At 71.6% G+C, this 16,809-nt stretch carries 16 protein-coding genes; 5 read left to right on the top strand and 11 right to left on the bottom strand.

Annotated features, from left to right (window positions below):
- Nucleotides 1–2: 2 nt before the first annotated feature.
- The 6 genes from mmsB to AB0947_RS08105 all read right to left on the bottom strand — a co-directional run bounded on the left by mmsB (nucleotide 3) and on the right by AB0947_RS08105 (nucleotide 7,257).
- Nucleotides 3–1,247, bottom strand: coding sequence for a multiple monosaccharide ABC transporter permease (mmsB, locus tag AB0947_RS08130; protein ID WP_366749432.1), 1,245 nt, complete (start codon nucleotides 1,245–1,247; stop codon nucleotides 3–5).
- Complete coding sequence (gene mmsA / locus AB0947_RS08125) at nucleotides 1,244–2,794, bottom strand: multiple monosaccharide ABC transporter ATP-binding protein (RefSeq protein WP_366749430.1); 1,551 nt, start codon at nucleotides 2,792–2,794, stop codon at nucleotides 1,244–1,246. Before mmsA ends, mmsB begins: the two co-directional genes overlap by 4 nt.
- Before the next feature lie 34 nt (nucleotides 2,795–2,828).
- Nucleotides 2,829–3,938, bottom strand: coding sequence for a multiple monosaccharide ABC transporter substrate-binding protein (chvE, locus tag AB0947_RS08120; RefSeq protein ID WP_366749429.1), 1,110 nt, complete (start codon nucleotides 3,936–3,938; stop codon nucleotides 2,829–2,831).
- A gap of 6 nt (nucleotides 3,939–3,944) precedes the next feature.
- Nucleotides 3,945–4,961: a hypothetical protein gene (locus tag AB0947_RS08115; protein ID WP_366749428.1), complete on the bottom strand. Its 1,017-nt coding sequence runs from the start codon at nucleotides 4,959–4,961 to the stop codon at nucleotides 3,945–3,947.
- A 122-nt stretch (nucleotides 4,962–5,083) separates the two neighbouring features.
- Nucleotides 5,084–6,097 carry an alcohol dehydrogenase catalytic domain-containing protein gene (locus tag AB0947_RS08110; protein WP_366749427.1) on the bottom strand — a complete coding sequence of 338 codons (1,014 nt, stop codon included), beginning with the start codon at nucleotides 6,095–6,097 and terminating at the stop codon, nucleotides 5,084–5,086.
- Entirely contained in the window at nucleotides 6,094–7,257 is a 1,164-nt protein-coding gene (locus AB0947_RS08105) for a mandelate racemase/muconate lactonizing enzyme family protein (protein WP_366749426.1), read from the bottom strand. Before AB0947_RS08105 ends, AB0947_RS08110 begins: the two co-directional genes overlap by 4 nt.
- A 200-nt stretch (nucleotides 7,258–7,457) precedes the next feature.
- Between AB0947_RS08105 and AB0947_RS08100 the strand changes: the two genes are divergently transcribed.
- Nucleotides 7,458–8,345, top strand: coding sequence for a hypothetical protein (locus tag AB0947_RS08100; protein ID WP_366749425.1), 888 nt, complete (start codon nucleotides 7,458–7,460; stop codon nucleotides 8,343–8,345).
- A 250-nt stretch (nucleotides 8,346–8,595) separates the two neighbouring features.
- Nucleotides 8,596–9,753, top strand: a complete 1,158-nt coding sequence (locus AB0947_RS08095) for a serine hydrolase domain-containing protein (protein ID WP_366749424.1) — start codon at nucleotides 8,596–8,598, stop codon at nucleotides 9,751–9,753.
- A 93-nt stretch (nucleotides 9,754–9,846) separates the two neighbouring features.
- Here AB0947_RS08095 and AB0947_RS08090 read toward each other — a convergent pair whose 3' ends face one another.
- Nucleotides 9,847–10,266 (bottom strand): organic hydroperoxide resistance protein, encoded by a 420-nt coding sequence (locus AB0947_RS08090; RefSeq protein WP_366749423.1) that lies wholly within the window; start codon nucleotides 10,264–10,266, stop codon nucleotides 9,847–9,849.
- A 93-nt stretch (nucleotides 10,267–10,359) separates the two neighbouring features.
- Nucleotides 10,360–11,358: an NADP-dependent oxidoreductase gene (locus AB0947_RS08085; RefSeq protein ID WP_366749422.1), complete on the bottom strand. Its 999-nt coding sequence runs from the start codon at nucleotides 11,356–11,358 to the stop codon at nucleotides 10,360–10,362.
- 95 nt (nucleotides 11,359–11,453) lie between these two features.
- On the opposite strand from AB0947_RS08085, the gene AB0947_RS08080 reads away from it, so the two are divergent.
- Nucleotides 11,454–11,891, top strand: a complete 438-nt coding sequence (locus AB0947_RS08080; RefSeq protein ID WP_366749421.1) for a MarR family transcriptional regulator — start codon at nucleotides 11,454–11,456, stop codon at nucleotides 11,889–11,891.
- A gap of 72 nt (nucleotides 11,892–11,963) precedes the next feature.
- On the top strand, nucleotides 11,964–12,758 hold the full coding sequence (locus AB0947_RS08075; protein ID WP_366749420.1) for an EI24 domain-containing protein: 795 nt from the start codon (nucleotides 11,964–11,966) through the stop codon (nucleotides 12,756–12,758).
- Between the two features lie 32 nt (nucleotides 12,759–12,790).
- On the opposite strand, the gene AB0947_RS08070 is transcribed toward AB0947_RS08075, so the two are convergent.
- The gene (locus AB0947_RS08070; RefSeq protein WP_366749419.1) at nucleotides 12,791–14,032 is read right to left on the bottom strand and encodes a pyroglutamyl peptidase; all 1,242 of its coding nucleotides are present in this window, start codon (nucleotides 14,030–14,032) and stop codon (nucleotides 12,791–12,793) included.
- A 314-nt stretch (nucleotides 14,033–14,346) separates the two neighbouring features.
- Nucleotides 14,347–15,324 carry an aldose epimerase family protein gene (locus tag AB0947_RS08065; RefSeq protein ID WP_366749418.1) on the bottom strand — a complete coding sequence of 326 codons (978 nt, stop codon included), beginning with the start codon at nucleotides 15,322–15,324 and terminating at the stop codon, nucleotides 14,347–14,349.
- 163 nt (nucleotides 15,325–15,487) lie between these two features.
- On the opposite strand from AB0947_RS08065, the gene AB0947_RS08060 reads away from it, so the two are divergent.
- Nucleotides 15,488–15,658 (top strand): hypothetical protein, encoded by a 171-nt coding sequence (locus AB0947_RS08060; protein WP_366749417.1) that lies wholly within the window; start codon nucleotides 15,488–15,490, stop codon nucleotides 15,656–15,658.
- Nucleotides 15,659–15,699: 41 nt separating this feature from the next.
- Here AB0947_RS08060 and AB0947_RS08055 read toward each other — a convergent pair whose 3' ends face one another.
- Entirely contained in the window at nucleotides 15,700–16,584 is an 885-nt protein-coding gene (locus AB0947_RS08055) for an SGNH/GDSL hydrolase family protein (RefSeq protein ID WP_366749416.1), read from the bottom strand.
- Between the last annotated feature and the right edge of the window lie 225 nt (nucleotides 16,585–16,809).

Here is a 16,809-nt window from a genome sequence, read left to right as displayed (position 1 = left end):
GCTTACGAACCGGACTTGCGCTTGTTCCACACGTCGAACCCGACCGCCACCAGCAGGGCGAGGCCCTTGATGACCTGCTGCCAGTCGGTGCCGACGCTGAGGAGGTTCATGCCGTTGTTCAGCACGCCGAGGACGAGACCGCCGATGATGGCGCCGAGGACGGTGCCGACACCGCCGCTCATGGACGCGCCGCCGATGAACGCGGAGGCGATGGCCTCCAGTTCGAAGTTGACGCCCGCCTTCGGCGAGGCCGCGTTCAGCCGGGCGGCGACCACCAGACCCGCCAGGGCCGCGAGCACGCCCATGTTCAGGAAGACGTAGAAGGTGACCTTCTTGTCCTTCACGCCGGACAGCTTGGCCGCCGGCAGGTTGCCGCCGATCGCGTAGATGTGCCGGCCGAAGACCGCGTTGCGCATGACGTAGCCGTAGCCGACGACCAGCGCGCCGAGGATGATCAGCACGATCGGGGCGCCCTTGTAGCTGGCGAGCAGCAGGGTGAGCACGAGGATCGCGGCGACCAGGGCGGTCAGCTTGAGCAGGAACAGCCGGGTCGGCAGCACGTCCAGGGAGAACTCCTGCTGGCGGCGGCGGTCCCGGAACTCCTGCCACACCACCGCCGCGATCAGGACGAGCCCGAGCAGCAGGGTGAGGTTGTGGTAGTTGGTGTCCGGGCCGACCTCGGGCAGGAAGCCGTTGCCGAGCTTCTGCAGACCGTCCGGGAACGGGCCGAGGGTCTGGCCCTTGAGCAGGATCTCGGTGAGGCCGCGGAAGAGGAGCATCCCGGCGAGGGTGACGATGAACGACGGTATGCCGAGATAGGCGATCAGATAGCCCTGGACCGAGCCGGCGACCGCGCCGACCACCAGGCACAGCACCAGCGCGACGGGCCAGGAGATCCCGTGCTGCACGGTCAGCACGGCCGCGAAGGCGCCGACGAACGCGGTGAGCGAGCCGACCGACAGGTCGATGTGCCCGGCGATGATCACCAGCATCATGCCGATCGCGAGGATCAGGATGTAGCTGTTCTGGAGCACCAGGTTGGAGACGTTGCGCGGCAGCAGCAGGTCCCCGTCGGTCCAGATCGCGAAGAGGACGACGATCAGGCCGAGCGCGATCAGCATGCCGTACTGGCGCATGTTGCGGCGCAGACCGGCCAGTACCAGGCCGAGCAGCCCCCCGTCGGCGGCCGGTCCGCTCCTGCCCGGCGGCGCGGGGGCCGGGCTCTTGGCGGTCACATCCGTGCTCATCGCGTTACCTCTTTGTCCTTCGTCATATGGCGCATCAGCACTTCCTGCGTGGCCTCGGCCCGCGGCACCTCACCGGTCAGCCGCCCGGCGGCCATCGTGTAGATGCGGTCGCACATGCCGAGCAGCTCGGGAAGCTCGGAGGAGATGAAGACCACCGCCTTGCCCTGGGCGGCGAGCTGGTCGATGACCGTGTAGATCTCGTACTTGGCGCCCACGTCGATGCCGCGGGTCGGTTCGTCGAGGATCAGCACGTCGGGACCCGCGAAGATCCACTTGCTGAGGACGACCTTCTGCTGGTTGCCGCCGGAGAGCTTGCCGACCGGCTCGAAGACCGTGGGCGCCTTGATGTTCATGGACTTCCGGAAGCCCTCGGCGACCTGCCGTTCCTCGTGCTCGTCCACCACGCCCCGCTTGGCGACCTTGTCCAGCGCGGTCAGCGAGATGTTCCGGTTGATGGTGTCGATGAGGTTCAGGCCGTAGTGCTTGCGGTCCTCGGTGACGTACGCGATGCCGTGCCCGATCGCCTGCGCCACGGTCTTCGTACGGATCTCCGAGCCGTCCTTCAGGACCGTGCCGGCCGCGTACCGGCCGTAGGTCCGCCCGAAGACGCTCATCGCGAGTTCGGTGCGGCCCGCGCCCATCAGGCCCGCGATGCCGACGATCTCGCCGCGGCGCACGCTCAGGGACACGTCGTCCACGACCTTGCGCTGCTGGTCGATCGGGTGGAACACGGTCCAGCCGCGGATCTCCAGCGCCGGCGCCGCGCCCTCCTCCGGCTGGTGCGGGGTGCGCTCGGGGAAGCGGTGGTCGAGGTCGCGGCCGACCATGCCGGCGATGATCCGCTCCTCGGTCGTCTCCGGCGCCTTCACATCGAGGGTCTCGATGGACCGCCCGTCCCGGATGATCGTCACCGAGTCGGCGACCTTGCGGATCTCGTTGAGCTTGTGGGAGATGATGATCGAGGTGATGCCCTGGTTCTTCAGCTCCAGGATCAGGTCGAGGAGCTTGTCGCTGTCCTCGTCGTTCAGGGCCGCCGTCGGCTCGTCCAGGATCAGCAGCTTCACCTGCTTGGACAGCGCCTTGGCGATCTCGACGAGCTGCTGCTTGCCCACGCCGATGTCGGCGACCCGGGTCTCCGGGTGCTCGTCCAGACCGACCCGGCGCAGCAGCGCGGTGGCGTGGCGCAGGGTCTCGCGCCAGTTGATGAGTCCGCGCGTGGCGTGCTCGTTGCCGAGGAAGAGGTTCTCCGCGATGGACAGATGCGGCACCAGCGCCAGTTCCTGGTGGATGATGACGATGCCGTGCTGCTCGCTCGCCCGGATGTCCTTGAACTGGCAGGTCTCCGACTCGAAGAGGATGTCCCCCTCGTAACTGCCGTAGGGGTGGACGCCGGAGAGCACCTTCATCAGGGTGGACTTGCCGGCGCCGTTCTCCCCGCAGACGGCGTGGACCTCGCCCTGCCGGACGGTCAGGGTGACGTCCGACAGCGCCTTGACACCGGGAAAGGTCTTGACGATCGAGCGCATTTCCAGGACGGGTCCCGCCATGGTCGTGCCTTCCAATCCGTAGGAGGTGGGCGGGTTACTTGAGGTCGGCCTCGGTGTAGTAACCGCCGTCGACCAGCACCTGCTTGTAGTTGCTCTTGTCGACGCTCACCGGCTGGAGCAGGTAGGCGGGTACGACCTTCGTCCCGTTGTCGTACGTCTTGGTGTCGTTGACCTCGGGCTTCTTGCCCTTCAGGGAGTCGTCCATCATCGTGGCGGCGACCTCGGCGAGCTTGCGGAGGTCCTTGTAGACGGTCTGCGTCTGCTGACCGGAGATGATCGACTTCACCGAGGCCAGCTCGGCGTCCTGGCCGGTGATGACGGGCAGCGGCTTGCTGCCCGAGCCGTAGCCGTCCGACTTGAGGGCGGACAGGATGCCGATGGAGATGCCGTCGTACGGCGAGAGGACCGCGTCGACCCGGCCGCTCTTGTAGGCCGAGGTGAGGACGTCCTCCATGCGCTTCTGCGCGGTGGTGCCGTCCCAGCGCAGGGTGACGACCTGGGTCAGCTTGGTCTGCCCGGACTTGACCACCAGCTGCTTCTTGTCGATGTACGGCTGGAGGACGCTCATGGCGCCGCCGAAGAAGTACTTGGTGTTGTTGTCGTCGTTGGAGCCTGCGAACAGCTCGATGTTGAACGGGCCCTTCTTGCCCTTGCTCAGCCCGAGCTTGTCGACGATGTACTGGCCCTGGAGCTTGCCGACCTTCTCGTTGTCGAACGAGGCGTAGTAGTCGACGTTCTTGGTGCCGAGGATCAGCCGGTCGTAGGAGATGACCGGGATGTGCGCGTCCGCGGCCTCCTGGAGGACGTGGTCCAGGGACTTGTTGTCGATCGCCGCGATGATCAGGCCCTTGACGCCCTGCGTGATCAGGTTCTCGATCTGCGAGACCTGGGTCTCCGGGTCGTCCTCGCCGTAGACCAGCTTGGTCTTGTAGCCCTTGGCCTGGAGGTCCTTGACGACGTTCTTGCCGTCGGAGATCCAGCGCTCGGAGGACTTGGTCGGCATGGCGATGCCGATGGTGCCGCCCTTGACGTCGCCCGACTTCTCCTTGCTGCCGCCATCGCCGCTCTGACCGCAGGCGGTGAGGGTGAGGGCGAGCGAGGCGGCTCCGGCTATGGCGGCGAGTGCGGCTCTGCGGTTGCGCATCTGGGATCAGTCCTTGTCGTTCTCGTCGTTGAGAGGAGCGGAGGTGAGCGGTGCGGGTGCTTCCACGGGGAAGCGGTGGAGCGTCCCGGGCAGTCGGGAGCCGAGCGGCGCCATGTCGCCGTCCGCGCCGTGCCGGGCGAGCAGGTCCAGGGCGAGCCGGCCGCGCCGCACCCGCTCCCGGGCGGTGTCCAGGGTCACGTCCCGCAGGTGGGTGCCCCACGGGTAGATGCCGGGGGCCTTGGACAGGCCGAACTTCAGGTAGAGGGGCGCGCCGCGCCGGATCAGCTCGGCGACCTCGTACATCCGGATGTAGCCGCCGAGGTCGTCGGGGGCCTCGATGTACATGTCCATGGGGGCGCCGGAGACCCGGCGGATCTCGGTGAGGTGGTCCAGCGTCAGGTCGCTGGGCACGTTGACGGAGTCGGCGCCGAGCCGCTCGTAGACGGCGTACGAGGCCGGGTTGACCGGGCCGATGAGCGCCGAGACCTTCAGCGTGGTGTCGGCCGGGATGAGCCCGGCCTGGCGGGCCCGGTGCAGGGTCCACAGCACGCCCTCGTCGGCGACCAGCAGGCACTTCACGCCCAGTTCGGTGGCCCGCACGGCGTCCTCGACGCAGCCGGCGACGGCGTCGTGGCCCCGGGCGCGCAGTCCGGCCCCCCGCGAGTCGGACCGCACCGAGCCGCCGATGTCCCAGGTGCCGCGCGGGCCGGTGAACAGGCAGAGCTCGATGTCGCGCTCGTTCGTGGCGTCGACCATCTCGGTGATCTCGGCGTCGGTGAGCATCCACACGCCGCTGCCCTGGCTGATCCGGTGGATCGGCACATCGAGGCGCGAGGCCTCCTTCAGCACGACCGCCAGCGCTTCGGGACCCTCGCACGAGGGGATCTCGGTGCGCCAGCGACCGCCGCCCGGGAAGGTGCGGGCGGAGGCGTCGGCGGGGTCGAGGGCGGGCGCGCCGAGGCCGAGCGCGGCGAGCACCTGCTCGCCGGGCCTGCGGGCTGCCGGGGCGGAAGCGTCGGTCACAAGCTGTCCTTAAGGTCCTGAGTGTTCGGTATTTCGGACAAGGTTCGCGGCTCTGGGTAGGGAAGAGCGCGGGGCGTACGCCGGTCGGGGCGTCGTCAGGTCACGCCCCGACCGGCGCACGGTCAGGGGCGGAGCAGCACCTTGCCCACCTTGGGATCGCCTGCCCCGACCAGCTCGATGGCCTGCGGGAACTCGGTCAGCGGCAACTCGTGGGTGACCAGCGGCAGCGGGTCCAGCAGCCCGGCCCCGAAGACCCGCACGGTGTGGGCCCAGGCGTCCGGCGGTGCCCCGAAGACGGTGTGCACCTCCAGCTGCCGTACGACGAGATCGGTCGGGTCGAGCCCGTCCGCGCCCGGCGCCGGGATCCCGGTGAGGACCAGCCGGCCGCCGCGCCGCGGCAGCGCGGCGGCGGTGCGCGCGGCGGACGCCGACCCGGCGGTCTCGATCACCACGTCGAAGTCGCCGGGCAGCGCCGGACCTTCGGCGTCCTTCAGCCGGAAGTCGCTCGCCCCGAACCGCCGGGACAGCGCCTCCCGGTCGTTCCGCGTGCCCACCACGAGCAGCTCCGCCGGCGAGACCGCCTTCAGGAACTGCACGGCGAACATGCCCAGCGTGCCCGTGCCGACCACCGCGACCCGCTCGCCCGGCCGGGCGTCCGCCTTCAGCGCGGCGGCCGCGATACAGGCGGCCGGTTCCAGCAGGGCGGCGGCGGTGAGGTCGGCGTCGTCCGGCAGGACGTGCAGCAGCCGGGCGGGCAGGGTCAGCGTGGCGGCCATGGCGCCCGGCTGGGTGAAGCCGGTCTCCTCGTACCCGGCCGAGCACAGCGTGGTCTCGCCCGCGTGACAGCGTTCGCACACCTGGCAGTTGCGGAAGCCCTCGCCGACGACCTTGCGGCCGACGAGCGAACCGGGCACTCCGGCGCCCACCTCCGTGACCGTCCCCGACCACTCGTGCCCGGGGACGAGCGGATAGCGCACGTACCCCTCGGGCCGGTTGCCCTGGTACACCTCGCGGTCGCTGCCGCAGATGCCGGCCGCGTGCACCGCGACCAGCGCCTCGCCGGGACCGGGCCGCCGGGGCGTGTGGGCCTCGACCCGGTGCACCCCCGGCGCCTCGACCAGGACCTGGGAGCTCACTTCGTGCCCTTGGGCTTGCGCTGCTCCCAGCCCTCGGCCCACAGGTCGAACCGGGCCTGCTGCTGCGGGAACTCCGCCGCCGCGTCGACGTCCAGCTCGACGCCGAGCCCGGGCGCGTCGGAGAGGTGGAAGCAGCCGTCCTCCGGGTTCACCTGCGGGGCGCCCTTGACCACCTTCTTGATCTCCGCGTCCGCGAAGTCGTTGAAGTGCTCAAGGATCTTGAAGTTCGGGGAGGTGAAACCGACCTGGAGGGAGGCGGCGGTGAGCACCGACCCGCCCACGTTGTGCGGGGCGACGAGCATGTAGTGGGTCTCGGCGGTCGCGGCCAGCTTCCGGGTCTCCCAGATGCCGCCGATGTGGCCGACGTCGGGCTGGATGATGTCGACCGCCTGGCTGTCGAACAGCTCGCGGAACTCGATCCGGTCGTGGATGCGCTCCCCGGTGGCCACCGGGATGTCCACCTTGGCCGCGACCTTCTCCAGCGCCTTCAGGTTCTCCGGCGGCACCGGCTCCTCCAGCCAGGCCGGCTTGAAGGGCGCCATCTCCTTGGCCAGCCGGACGGCGGTGGCGGGGGAGAAGCGGCCGTGCATCTCCAGCATCAGCTCCGCCTCCGGGCCGATGGCGTCCCGCACGGCCTCGATGAGCGAGACCGCGTACACCGTCTCCTGGTGGTCCAGCTCGAAGTGCCCGGTGCCGAAGGGGTCGATCTTCAGTGCCTTGTAGCCGCGCTCCATGACCCCCCGCGCGGCCTTGTGGTACGCCTCCGGGGTGCGCTCGGTGGTGTACCAGCCGTTGGCGTACGCCTTGACCTTGTCGGTCACCTTCCCGCCGAGCAGCTGCCACACCGGCACGCCCAGCGCCTTGCCCTTGATGTCCCAGCAGGCCATCTCGACCACGGCGATGCCGGACATGACGATCTCCCCGGCGCGGCCGTAGTCGCCGTACTTCATCCGGCGCACGAGGTCCTCGACAGCGAACGGGTCCGATCCGAGAATGTGGTTGGCCTCGGCCTCCCGCAGATAGCCGATCAGCGCGTCGGTGTGCCCGAGCATCCGGGTCTCGCCGACTCCCGTGATGCCCTCGTCGGTGTGCACCTGGACGTAGGTCAGGTTGCGCCACGGCGTGCCGACCACGTGCGTGCTGATTCCGGTGATGCGCACGGCAGTTGCCCCTCAGCTGTTCGAGATTTCGTCACACGTTCGAAATGTTGGCGTGACAGTAAGGACGGTCCGGCGGGGGTGTCAATGGGTCGAACAGGTAACGGTTTCGGCACGGCTCTCGAGAACTCTTTCGACCCCGCACCAAACCTTCACAGCGGCGCCTGGAACCGAAACCTCGGGGACCCTAGTCTTCCCGCGTCATGAACTACTGCCTCCCGTGCCGACGGCACCTCAATGGCGCCCTGGCCTGCCCCGGGTGCGGTACTCCGGCCGACCGGCTCGCGGCCCCCACGGCGGCACCGGACGCGCCCGCGCACGAGCAGGGGGACGGGCGCGGGCACGCGGGGACACCGACGGCGCACGAGCAGCCGTACGAGCCGTACGAGCAGCGGCACGAGGGGGCGCCAGGCGCTCCGGACGCCCCCGGGGAGCCGGGGCGGGCGGAAGAACCGGAACCGGCGGAGGCGGGGGCCGGCGCAGCGGAGGAGGCGGGGGCCGACGACGCCGGTGACGACGGGGGCGCCCCGGCCGGCCGGCGGGCCCGGGGCGGGGCCGAGGGCAGCCGCCGCGACCGCAAGGCCGCCGCACACCGCCGAAGACGCCGCCGTACCGTCCTGGTCGCCGTCGGGTTCGTCCTCGCGGCGGGCGGGCTCAGTCTCGCCGAACTGGGCACGGACGCGCCCTTCTCACCCTTCTCCAGCGAGGCCCCGGCCCCGGCCGGGAACACCTCGGCGGACGGCGGCGCCGCCTCCGTCGCGCCGGACCGCACCGCCGGCCCGGCAGGCGCCGCGTCCGGCGCCACCCCCCGGGCGGGCGGGTCGGCCTCCCCGGACGCCTCGGCCTCCGCCTCCCCGTCGCAGTCCCCCGGGGACAAGGATTCCGCTTCCCCCTCCGCCACGCGGAGCGGCACGGCACAGCAGTCGGCCACGACGAGTTCCGGTGCGACCCCGGTGACCCCGGTGACCCCGGCCGCCCCGGCCCCCAGCCAGTCGTCCGACACCCCGACCGCGGCCCCGACCACCTCCGCGCCCCCGCCCGAGCCGTCGCCCACGAAGACCTGCGACCGCTTCCTGTGGTGGTGCAGCTGAGGACGGTCGCGGGCATGTGAGTGCCCCCGCCCGCCGTCCGGCTCCGTCCGTGTGGACGTGAAGCACGCCCGGCGCATCCCCGCCACCCCGCGCCATCGGCCGTCCGGGGCATCCACGACACCCCCCGGCCTCCACGGGGGTTGAGTCGAACGGGCACGTCTCGCCGTACCGGTCTCGGGAACGCCCGACGCCGGAGGAGGGCGTCGTGCCGAGGGGGAGCAGCGAGCAGCGGATCGGCCGAGGAGAGCGGATGACGCAGGAGATCACCGTCCAGGGCACGGTAGCCGAGGGCTTCGAGTCGGTGCGCGAGGAGTTCGCCGCCTTCGTCGCCGGGGAACGGGACGACTACGAGGGCCAGTTGTGCGCGTACGTCCACGGACGGCGGGTCGTGGACCTGTGGGCGGGCGCCGGGGCGACGGGTGACTCGCTGTACGCCCTGCACTCGGCCACGAAGGGCGCGGCCCATCTGGTGGCGGCGCTGCTCGTGCAGGACGGCACCCTGGAGCTGGACCGCAAAGTCACCTACTACTGGCCGGAGTTCGCCGCCGAGGGCAAGAGTGCGCTGACACTGCGGGACCTGCTGGCGCACCGCGCGGGGCTGGTCGGCACCGACACCGGGTTCGGTGCCGACGAGCTGGCCGACGACCGGATGATCGCCGAACGCCTCGCCGACCAGCGGCCGTTCTGGCGGCCGGGCACGGCGTTCGGCTACCACGCGCTGGTCATCGGCGCGCTGACCGGCGAGGTCGTCCGCCGGGCGACGGGCCGTACGCTCCAGGAGGTGTACGAGGAGCGGGTCCGCGCTCCCCACGGCCTGGACCTCCACCTGGGTCTGCCGGAGGCGCACGAGCCGCGCTTCCGCACCGTCCGGCCGACGCTGCCGACGCCCGCGCAGCGGGCGCAGCTCGAAGCCGTGCCGACCGGCCCGCACACCCTCGCGTCGATCGCCTTCAACCGGCACGGCGCGGAGCCCACCGACCTGGAGAGCCTGCCGAACCAGCGGCTGATCCGCGCCCGGGGACCCGCCTCGGTGGGCGGGACCGGCTCGGCGCGCGGTCTCGCGGCCATGTACGCGGCGATGATCAGCGAGGTGGACGGCAGGAGCCCGCTGCTGAAGGGCGACACACTGGCGGAGTTCGCCCAGATCCACTCCACGGGGTACGACCTGGTGATGCGCGTCCACACGTCGTTCGGCCTCGGCTTCCAGGCGATCGCCGACACCTGGCACCCGTTCCTCGGTGCGGGCGCGCTGGGCCACAGCGGCGCCGGCGGCGTCCAGGCCTTCGCGGACCCGCACGCGGGCATCGCCTACGGCTACACGAGGCGCCGGTTCGCGTTCCCGGGCGGGGCGGCACCCGAGAACGACAGGTTCGCGGCGGAGGTCCACAAGGCGGCGCTGGCCGGCTGAGGAGCTCCCCGAAGGCGCGCGGACGCCTCCCGGCGAAGAGCAGCCGCACCCCACGTCCAAGGATGCGGCTGCCGATGTGAGGAACGACGGAGGTCAGGCCAGCGTCACGGTGATGTTCCCGCGTGTCGCCTTCGAGTAGGGGCAGACCTGGTGGGCCTTCTCCAGCAGCTTCCGCGCGGTGGCCTCGTCGGCGTTGGGGATGCGCGCCGAGATCTCCACGATGATCCCGAAACCCTCGTCGTTCCTGCCGATGCCGACCCTGGCGGTGACGGTGGACCCGGACACGTCGGCGCCCTCCTGCCGGGCGACGACCCCCAGCGCCCCCTGGAAGCACGCGCTGTAACCGGCGGCGAACAGCTGCTCCGGGTTGGTCCCGGACCCGCTGCCGCCCATCTCCTTCGGCGGGTTGACGACGACGTCGAGTCGGCCGTCGTCCGTGGCGACCCGCCCGTCGCGGCCGTTCTCGGCGGTGGCGACGGCGGTGTACAGGACGTCGGACTGCGTGATGGGCATGCGGTTGTCTTCCTCCTCGGCCGCCGCGACTCGCGCCCACGATCGCGACGGATTTCGGAAAGAAGCTACCGCATGCCGGAAACCACGGGAAGTCTAGAGCTTGACGACCATCTTGCCGATGTTGTCGCCGCGCAGGACCCCGAGGAACGCCTCCAGGTTGTTCTCGATGCCCTCGACCACGGTCTCCCGGTACTTCAGCGCGCCCGAGGCGACCCAGGGGCCGACCTCCTGGACGAACTGCGGCTGGAGGTCGTAGTGGTCGCCGACCAGGAAGCCCTCGATCCGGCCGCGGGTCTGGATCAGCCGGGCCAGGTTCTTCGGGCCGGGCGCGGGCTCGGTGTTGTTGTAGACCGAGATCATGCCGCAGACGGCGATCCGGCCGCCCTGGTTCAGCGAGCCGATCGCGGCCTCCAGGTGGTCCCCGCCGACGTTGTCGAAGTAGACGTCGATGCCGTCGGGCGCCGCCTCGCGCAGCTGCTCGGCGACCGGGCCGTTCCTGTAGTTGAAGGCGGCGTCGAAGCCGTACTCCTCCAGGAGCAGCTTGACCTTCTCGTCGGACCCGGCCGAGCCGATGACCCGCGAGGCGCCCTTGAGCCTGGCGATCTGGCCCACCTGGCTGCCCACGGCCCCGGCGGCGCCCGACACGAACACGCTGTCGCCCTCCTTGAAGGAGGCGGTGCGCAGCAGGCCGGCGTAGGCGGTCAGCCCGGTCATGCCGAGGACGCCGAGGTACGTCGACAGGGGGGCGGCCTCCGGGTCGACCTTCACGGCGTTCCTCGCGTCCACGGCCGCGTACTCGCGCCAGCCGGAGAAGTGCAGGACGTGGTCGCCGGCGGAGAGGCCCTCGGCGCGCGACTCGACCACCTCGCCGACCGCGCCGCCCTGCATGACCTTGCCCAGCTCGAAGGGGGCGACGTAGGACTTGGCCGCGCTCATCCTTCCGCGCATATAAGGGTCGACGGAGAGGTACTTGTTCCGCACCAGCACCTGACCCTCGCCCGGGGTCGGGACCGGCGCCTCGACGAGGGCGAAGTCCTCGGGCTTCGGCCAGCCGACGGGCCGGCTGAGCAGGTGCCACTCGCGGTTGATCATGACGGAGCCTTTCGTGTCACGGCAATTACTTCAGTACCTGAAACAACCATGCCCGAATATTTCATGATGTCAAGTAACCGGGTATCCTGGACGGCATGTCCCACCCATCGAAGACCCACCGCCCCGACCCCCTGACCATGGAAGTGGTCGAGCTGATCGGTGACGTCGTGGCCCGCTTCTACGCGGACTACGAGGAGGCGGCGGGCGAGCACACGCTGACCGGCCCGCAGGCCAGGCTGCTCAGCCTGCTCTCGCTGGAGCCGCTGCCCATGCGCAAGCTGGCCCAGAAGCTCAAGTGCGAACCGTCGAACGTCACCGGGATCGTGGACCGGCTCGAGTCCCGCGGCCTGGTGGAGCGCCGCCCCGACCCGGCCGACCGCCGGGTCAAGGTCGCCGCCGCCACCGAGGAGGGCCGCCGGGTGGCCCGGGACCTGCGCGAGGGCCTGCACTTCGCCCGCGAGCCGCTCGCCGCGCTCACCGACGACCAGCGCCGCTCCCTGCGCGACCTGCTGCGCCGCATGCTCGACGCCTGAGACCCGGCCCGGCCGGCCCCCTGCCGCCACCGGCCGCCCGCGCCGTCACACCCAGCCAGTAGAGTCCTCGCCATGCGCGATCTCGGGGTGGGTTTCGGGTACCTGCTGAAAGGCCAGCGATGGGTGGCCCGGCACGGACGGAGCTACGGCTTCGGGCTGTTGCCCGGACTGATCACGCTCGTGCTGTACGCCGCCGCGCTGGTCGCGCTCGCCGTGTGGGGCGCGGACGCGGTCACCTGGGCGACCCCGTTCGCGGACGACTGGTCCAGCCCCTGGCAGGGCCTGTTCCGCGGCTTCCTGACGGCCGTCCTCTTCGCCCTCGGCCTGCTGCTGGCCGTGCTGACGTTCACCGCCGTCACCCTGCTGGTCGGCCAGCCCTTCTACGAGAACCTCTCGGAGCGGGTCGACGCCGGCGCCTCGCCCGACGGCACCGCCCCGCGCTCGGAGCTGCCGCTCTGGCGCGAGCTGTGGATCTCCGCCCGGGACAGCCTGCGCGTGCTGGTGCGGGCCGGCCTGTGGGGCCTCCTGCTCTTCGCCCTCGGGTTCCTGCCGTTCGCCGGGCAGACCGTCGTCCCCGTGATCGGCTTCTTCGTCACCGGCTTCTTCCTCACCGAGGAACTGGCCGCCGTGGCGATGCAGCGCCGGGGCGTCGACCTGCGCGCCCGGCTCACCCTGCTCCGCTCCCGCAAGACCCTCGTCTGGGGCTTCGGCACGCCCCTGGGCCTGGCCTTCCTGGTTCCGTTCGTCGCGGTGTTCCTGATGCCGGGCGCGGTCGCGGGCGCCACGCTCCTCGCCCGCGACCTGCTGGGCGAGGAGAGCGGCGGGGACGGCGCCGACGCGCCCCGGACGCAGGACGTCAGCCCCTGACCGAGACGCTCGCCGCAGGCCCCGTCCCGGCCTCAGCCCCGTCCCCGCTCCGCCGCACCGACGGACACGGCGACGATCGACCGGACCTGCGCGATGATGTCCAGCCGGTTGCGCACGAACTCCGGGTCCGTCACCTCGGTGGTGTTACCGGCCCCGAACTCCAGCACGGGCGTGTGCACGTGCCCGCCCGGCAGCGTGCCGCGCAGCCCGAGCCGGTCCCGCAGCAGGGTGGCCCGGTAGGCGATCTCGTTGGAGAGGTAGTCGCCGCCGGCCCCGGCACGGGCGGTGGAGCCGGGGGTCGGCCCGTCCGGCCGTACGACGGGCGCGGTACCGCCGGCCGGTATCTCGGTCACCTCCGTGTGGTCGTACACGGGGAAGCGGCCCGTCCGCGCGGCCACGACAGCGGCGTACGGCAGGGTGGTGCTCGTCCACTGCGGCTGCGACGCCGGGTCCGCGACCGGGATCGGCCCGGTCACGCCCACGCCGTCGTTGTCCGCGAAGCCGCCCCGCCACGCGCCGTTGGTGCGCTCGACGTCGAACCGGCCGGCCCGGCCCTGGCTCACGGTCGTGAACAGGTCCACCCGCGGCAGGTACGGCCGCAGCGTCCGCTCCACCGTGCCCTCGGCGAAGTCCCGCCAGCGCACCGGGAACACGGCCGCCTCGACGCGCGCCGGTCCCCGCGCCGTCTCGACGACCGTGCCGTCCAGCGCGAGCGCCGTCGCCCCCGAGGGGTTGGAGATGCGGATGTCCCGGTCGAGCGTGAAGGGGTCGAACCCGGTGAGCAGGACGCGCCGCAGGTGCCCCTTCCCCGGGTAGCGGATGTCGGTCTGCCCGCGCGAGGTCCGCTCCAGCCACCCGAGGAGCGCGTCCCGCTGTCCGTCGGACAGCCCGAAGTCCGGCTCCCAGGTGCGCACTTCCCGGGTCATCCCCAGCCGGGCCCAGTACAGCGGACGGTCGTCATCCCGGCTCAGGTCACCACCGGCCGGCCCGCGCCCCTGCGCGCGCTCCACGGCCCGCCGCCACAGCGCGGACCCCTCGCGGACGACGACGCGGCGGGCCTGCGCGTAGGAGTGCGCCCGGTGCAGGGCACGGCCGAACTCCGGTGCCGCGTCGTCGAATCCGGAGCGCCGCAGGATCTCCTGCGGCACGGCCTTGTCCAGCCGCTGTTCCTCGACGGTGGGGGAGGGCGGAGCGGTGGCGGCGCACGCCGTGGTGGCGGGCCCGGACAGGCCGGTCAGCAGGGCCAGCCCGAGGAGGCCGATACGTAGACGCATCAAGGGAGTTCGGGTCCTTCCGTCGCTGTGGGGCGCGTGGTGCGGTGGACGGCCGCAGTATCGCGTGACGGACGTGACCCGCGCCATGGTGCGGGCGGCACCGGCGGCTGGGGCGGGGACGGCGAGGACGTGGCCAAGTGTGAAGGGTTCGTACGAGATCTCCGCCGGACGCCCGATCGAGGACCGCCGCGTCATCACGACGATTAACGTCTGATCCGGGACAAGTCCCCCGCCCGGGGACGCGTGTCTCCCGCGCAGCCCCGGTCCGGGAACCTGACCCCCGGACCGGGGCTTCACGGCCCCGGGTCGAGGGGCTACCGGCCCCGGACGCCGAAGCCGTACACCGTCTCGGAGCGGAAGACCTCGCCGGGCCGCAGCACCGTGCTCGGGAAGTCCGGCCGGTTGGGGGAGTCCGGGAAGTGCTGCGTCTCCAGGGCGATCCCGGCGCCGGGTTCGAGCGGCCCGGACAACGTGTCGGCGGTGTAGAGCTGGAGGCCCGGCTCGGTCGTGGCCACCGTCAGGGTCCGCCCGGACGCCGGGTCGTACAGCTCGGCCACCTCCTCCGCCGCGCCGGTCACCCCCTTGTCCAGGACGAAGTTGTGGTCGTAGCCGGAGCCGGTCCTGCGGGCCGTGCGGAAGTCGAAGCGGGAGCCCGTCACGTCCGCCGGCGCGCCGGCCGGGATCAGGTCCGCGTCCACCGGCGTGTACCGGGACGCGCCCAGCCGCAGTTCGTGCCCGTCCGCGTCACCGGAACCGCGCAGGTTCCAGTACGTGTGACTGGTCAGGTTGACCACCGTCGGCGCGTCCGTGACCGCCTCGTAGGCGATCCGCAGCGCGCCCGACGCGTCGAGCGTGTACGTCACCGCCACCTCCAGCCGGCCCGGGAAGCCCTCCTCGCCGTGCGGGCTGACCCGGCCGAGGCGGACGCCGTGCGGGACCGGCGTCACCTCCCACACCCGCTTGTCGAACCCGCGTTCACCGCCGTGCAGCGAGTTCGGGCCGTTGTTGCGGGCCAGCGTGTACGTCCGCCCGTCCAGCGGGAACCGGCCGCCCGCGATGCGGTTCGCGTACCGGCCGATCACGGCACCCAGGTACGGCTCCGGATGCGCCAGGTAACCGTCGAGGTCCGGGAAGCCCAGCGCCACGCCCACCGTCCGCCCGGCGCCGTCCGGGACCTCCACGGACTGCACGATCCCGCCGTACGACAGCACCCGCACCCGCACCCCGCCGCGCTCCAGCGTCCACCGGTGCACCGCCGTGCCGTCGGGGAGTGTGCCGAAAAGTTCGTTCATGTGGGAAACCCTAGTAGTGCCGTCGGAAGCCGGATCCGCTGCGGGTGACGGTCGACCGCATGTGCCACGCCGGCACTTGACGGGCTGTCGTGTGTCTGGTGGTGTTTCCCCCCGCCCCGCTCGCTGCCGGGGCGGACGAGGACTCATCACGCGCGGGGGACGCATGAGTGATCGCGAGCTGTGGGCGAGTACGGCCCTGCTGGCCACCTTCCTGGGCTTTGTCGTGTCGGTCTTCGTCGGCCCTCCGGCCTGGTTCCTGGGCATCCTGTCCGCCGCACTGATCGTGAGCGTACTGATCATCCGGAGCGAGCAGAGGAAGCGCGGCCACCGCTGAAGCCGCACTGCCCGTTCGACCCGCTCACCGGACGGGGCCGGTCACGGCTGTGCCGCCGTGATCCTCCGGTATGCGATCTCCGCCAGCCGCGCCTGGCCGTCCTTGCTGGGGTGGAACCAGTCCCAGTGGCTGAGCTGGTCCGTGCCGAAGCGGTAGTCGTACACCGCGTCGCCGTCGAAGCGGCAGCGCCGGTCCTTGGCGCAGACCTCCCTCAGCACCCGGTTGTACTCCACCACCCGCTGCTGCACGGAGTCCCGGCGCAGCGTCGCCGCGCTGGTCAGGTCGTCGGCGTCGCCCAGCATCGACGGGCAGATGCCCAGCTTCCACACCTGCTTGCCCAGCGGGTTCGTCCGGCCCTGCGACCACAGCCGCTTCAGGTTCGGCACGCTCGCCACGTACACCTGCGTCTTCGGCAGCGCCGAACGCAGCGTGCGCAGCGCCTCCTCGAAGTCCGCGCGGAAGCCGGCCACCGGGGTCATCGCCGACGCCGAGGCCCGGCAGGCGTCGTTCGCCCCCACCATCACCGTCACCAACTGCGGGGCGCGGGAGACCACCTGCTCCATCTGCCCGGGCAGGTCCGCCATCCGGGCGCCCGTCACCGCGTAGTTCCAGCTGCGCTCCGCCGCCCCCGTCACGCCCAGCAGCCGCACCGCCAGGCTGTCCACCGCGGCGTCGCTGCCCGTCGCCCACGACACCTCCGGGCAGTCCGACAGCACCGTGCACGCGTCGAAGCCGCGCGTGATGGAGTCGCCCACCGCGGCGATCGAGTCCGGGCTGCGGTCCCACACCGGGGGCCGGGCCGCGCCCGCCTCGGTGCCCGCCGGCGCCGGCGCGCTCCCCGCCCCGTCGTCACATCCGGCGGCGCCCAGCAGCACGGTCGCCACGACGGCGAGAACGGCCCGTACACGGTGGCTTCGCTTCCGCATCCCTGCTGTTCCCCTCGTTCGACGGTAGGCATCCCCCTCCCCTGACAACGTGCGAGGGTTCCCGGCCCGGCTCCCCGGGAACGGCGCACCCCCGCACAAGCGTCCCCCTGGGTGAATGGCGGCGGTTTCCTGGCACCGGGACCGACCGTACGTCACACTCCTTGCCCCGCCGCAGGGTAGCCTCGCCATCAACGCGGCCGTCGCGCCACTGCCGCCCAGCCAGTC

Source organism: Streptomyces sp. NPDC047841 (assembly GCF_040704085.1).
Lineage (GTDB): Bacteria > Actinomycetota > Actinomycetes > Streptomycetales > Streptomycetaceae > Streptomyces > Streptomyces argyrophylli.
Note: the sequence above shows the minus strand (reverse complement) of the source record. Positions and strands in the feature narration are given on the sequence as shown.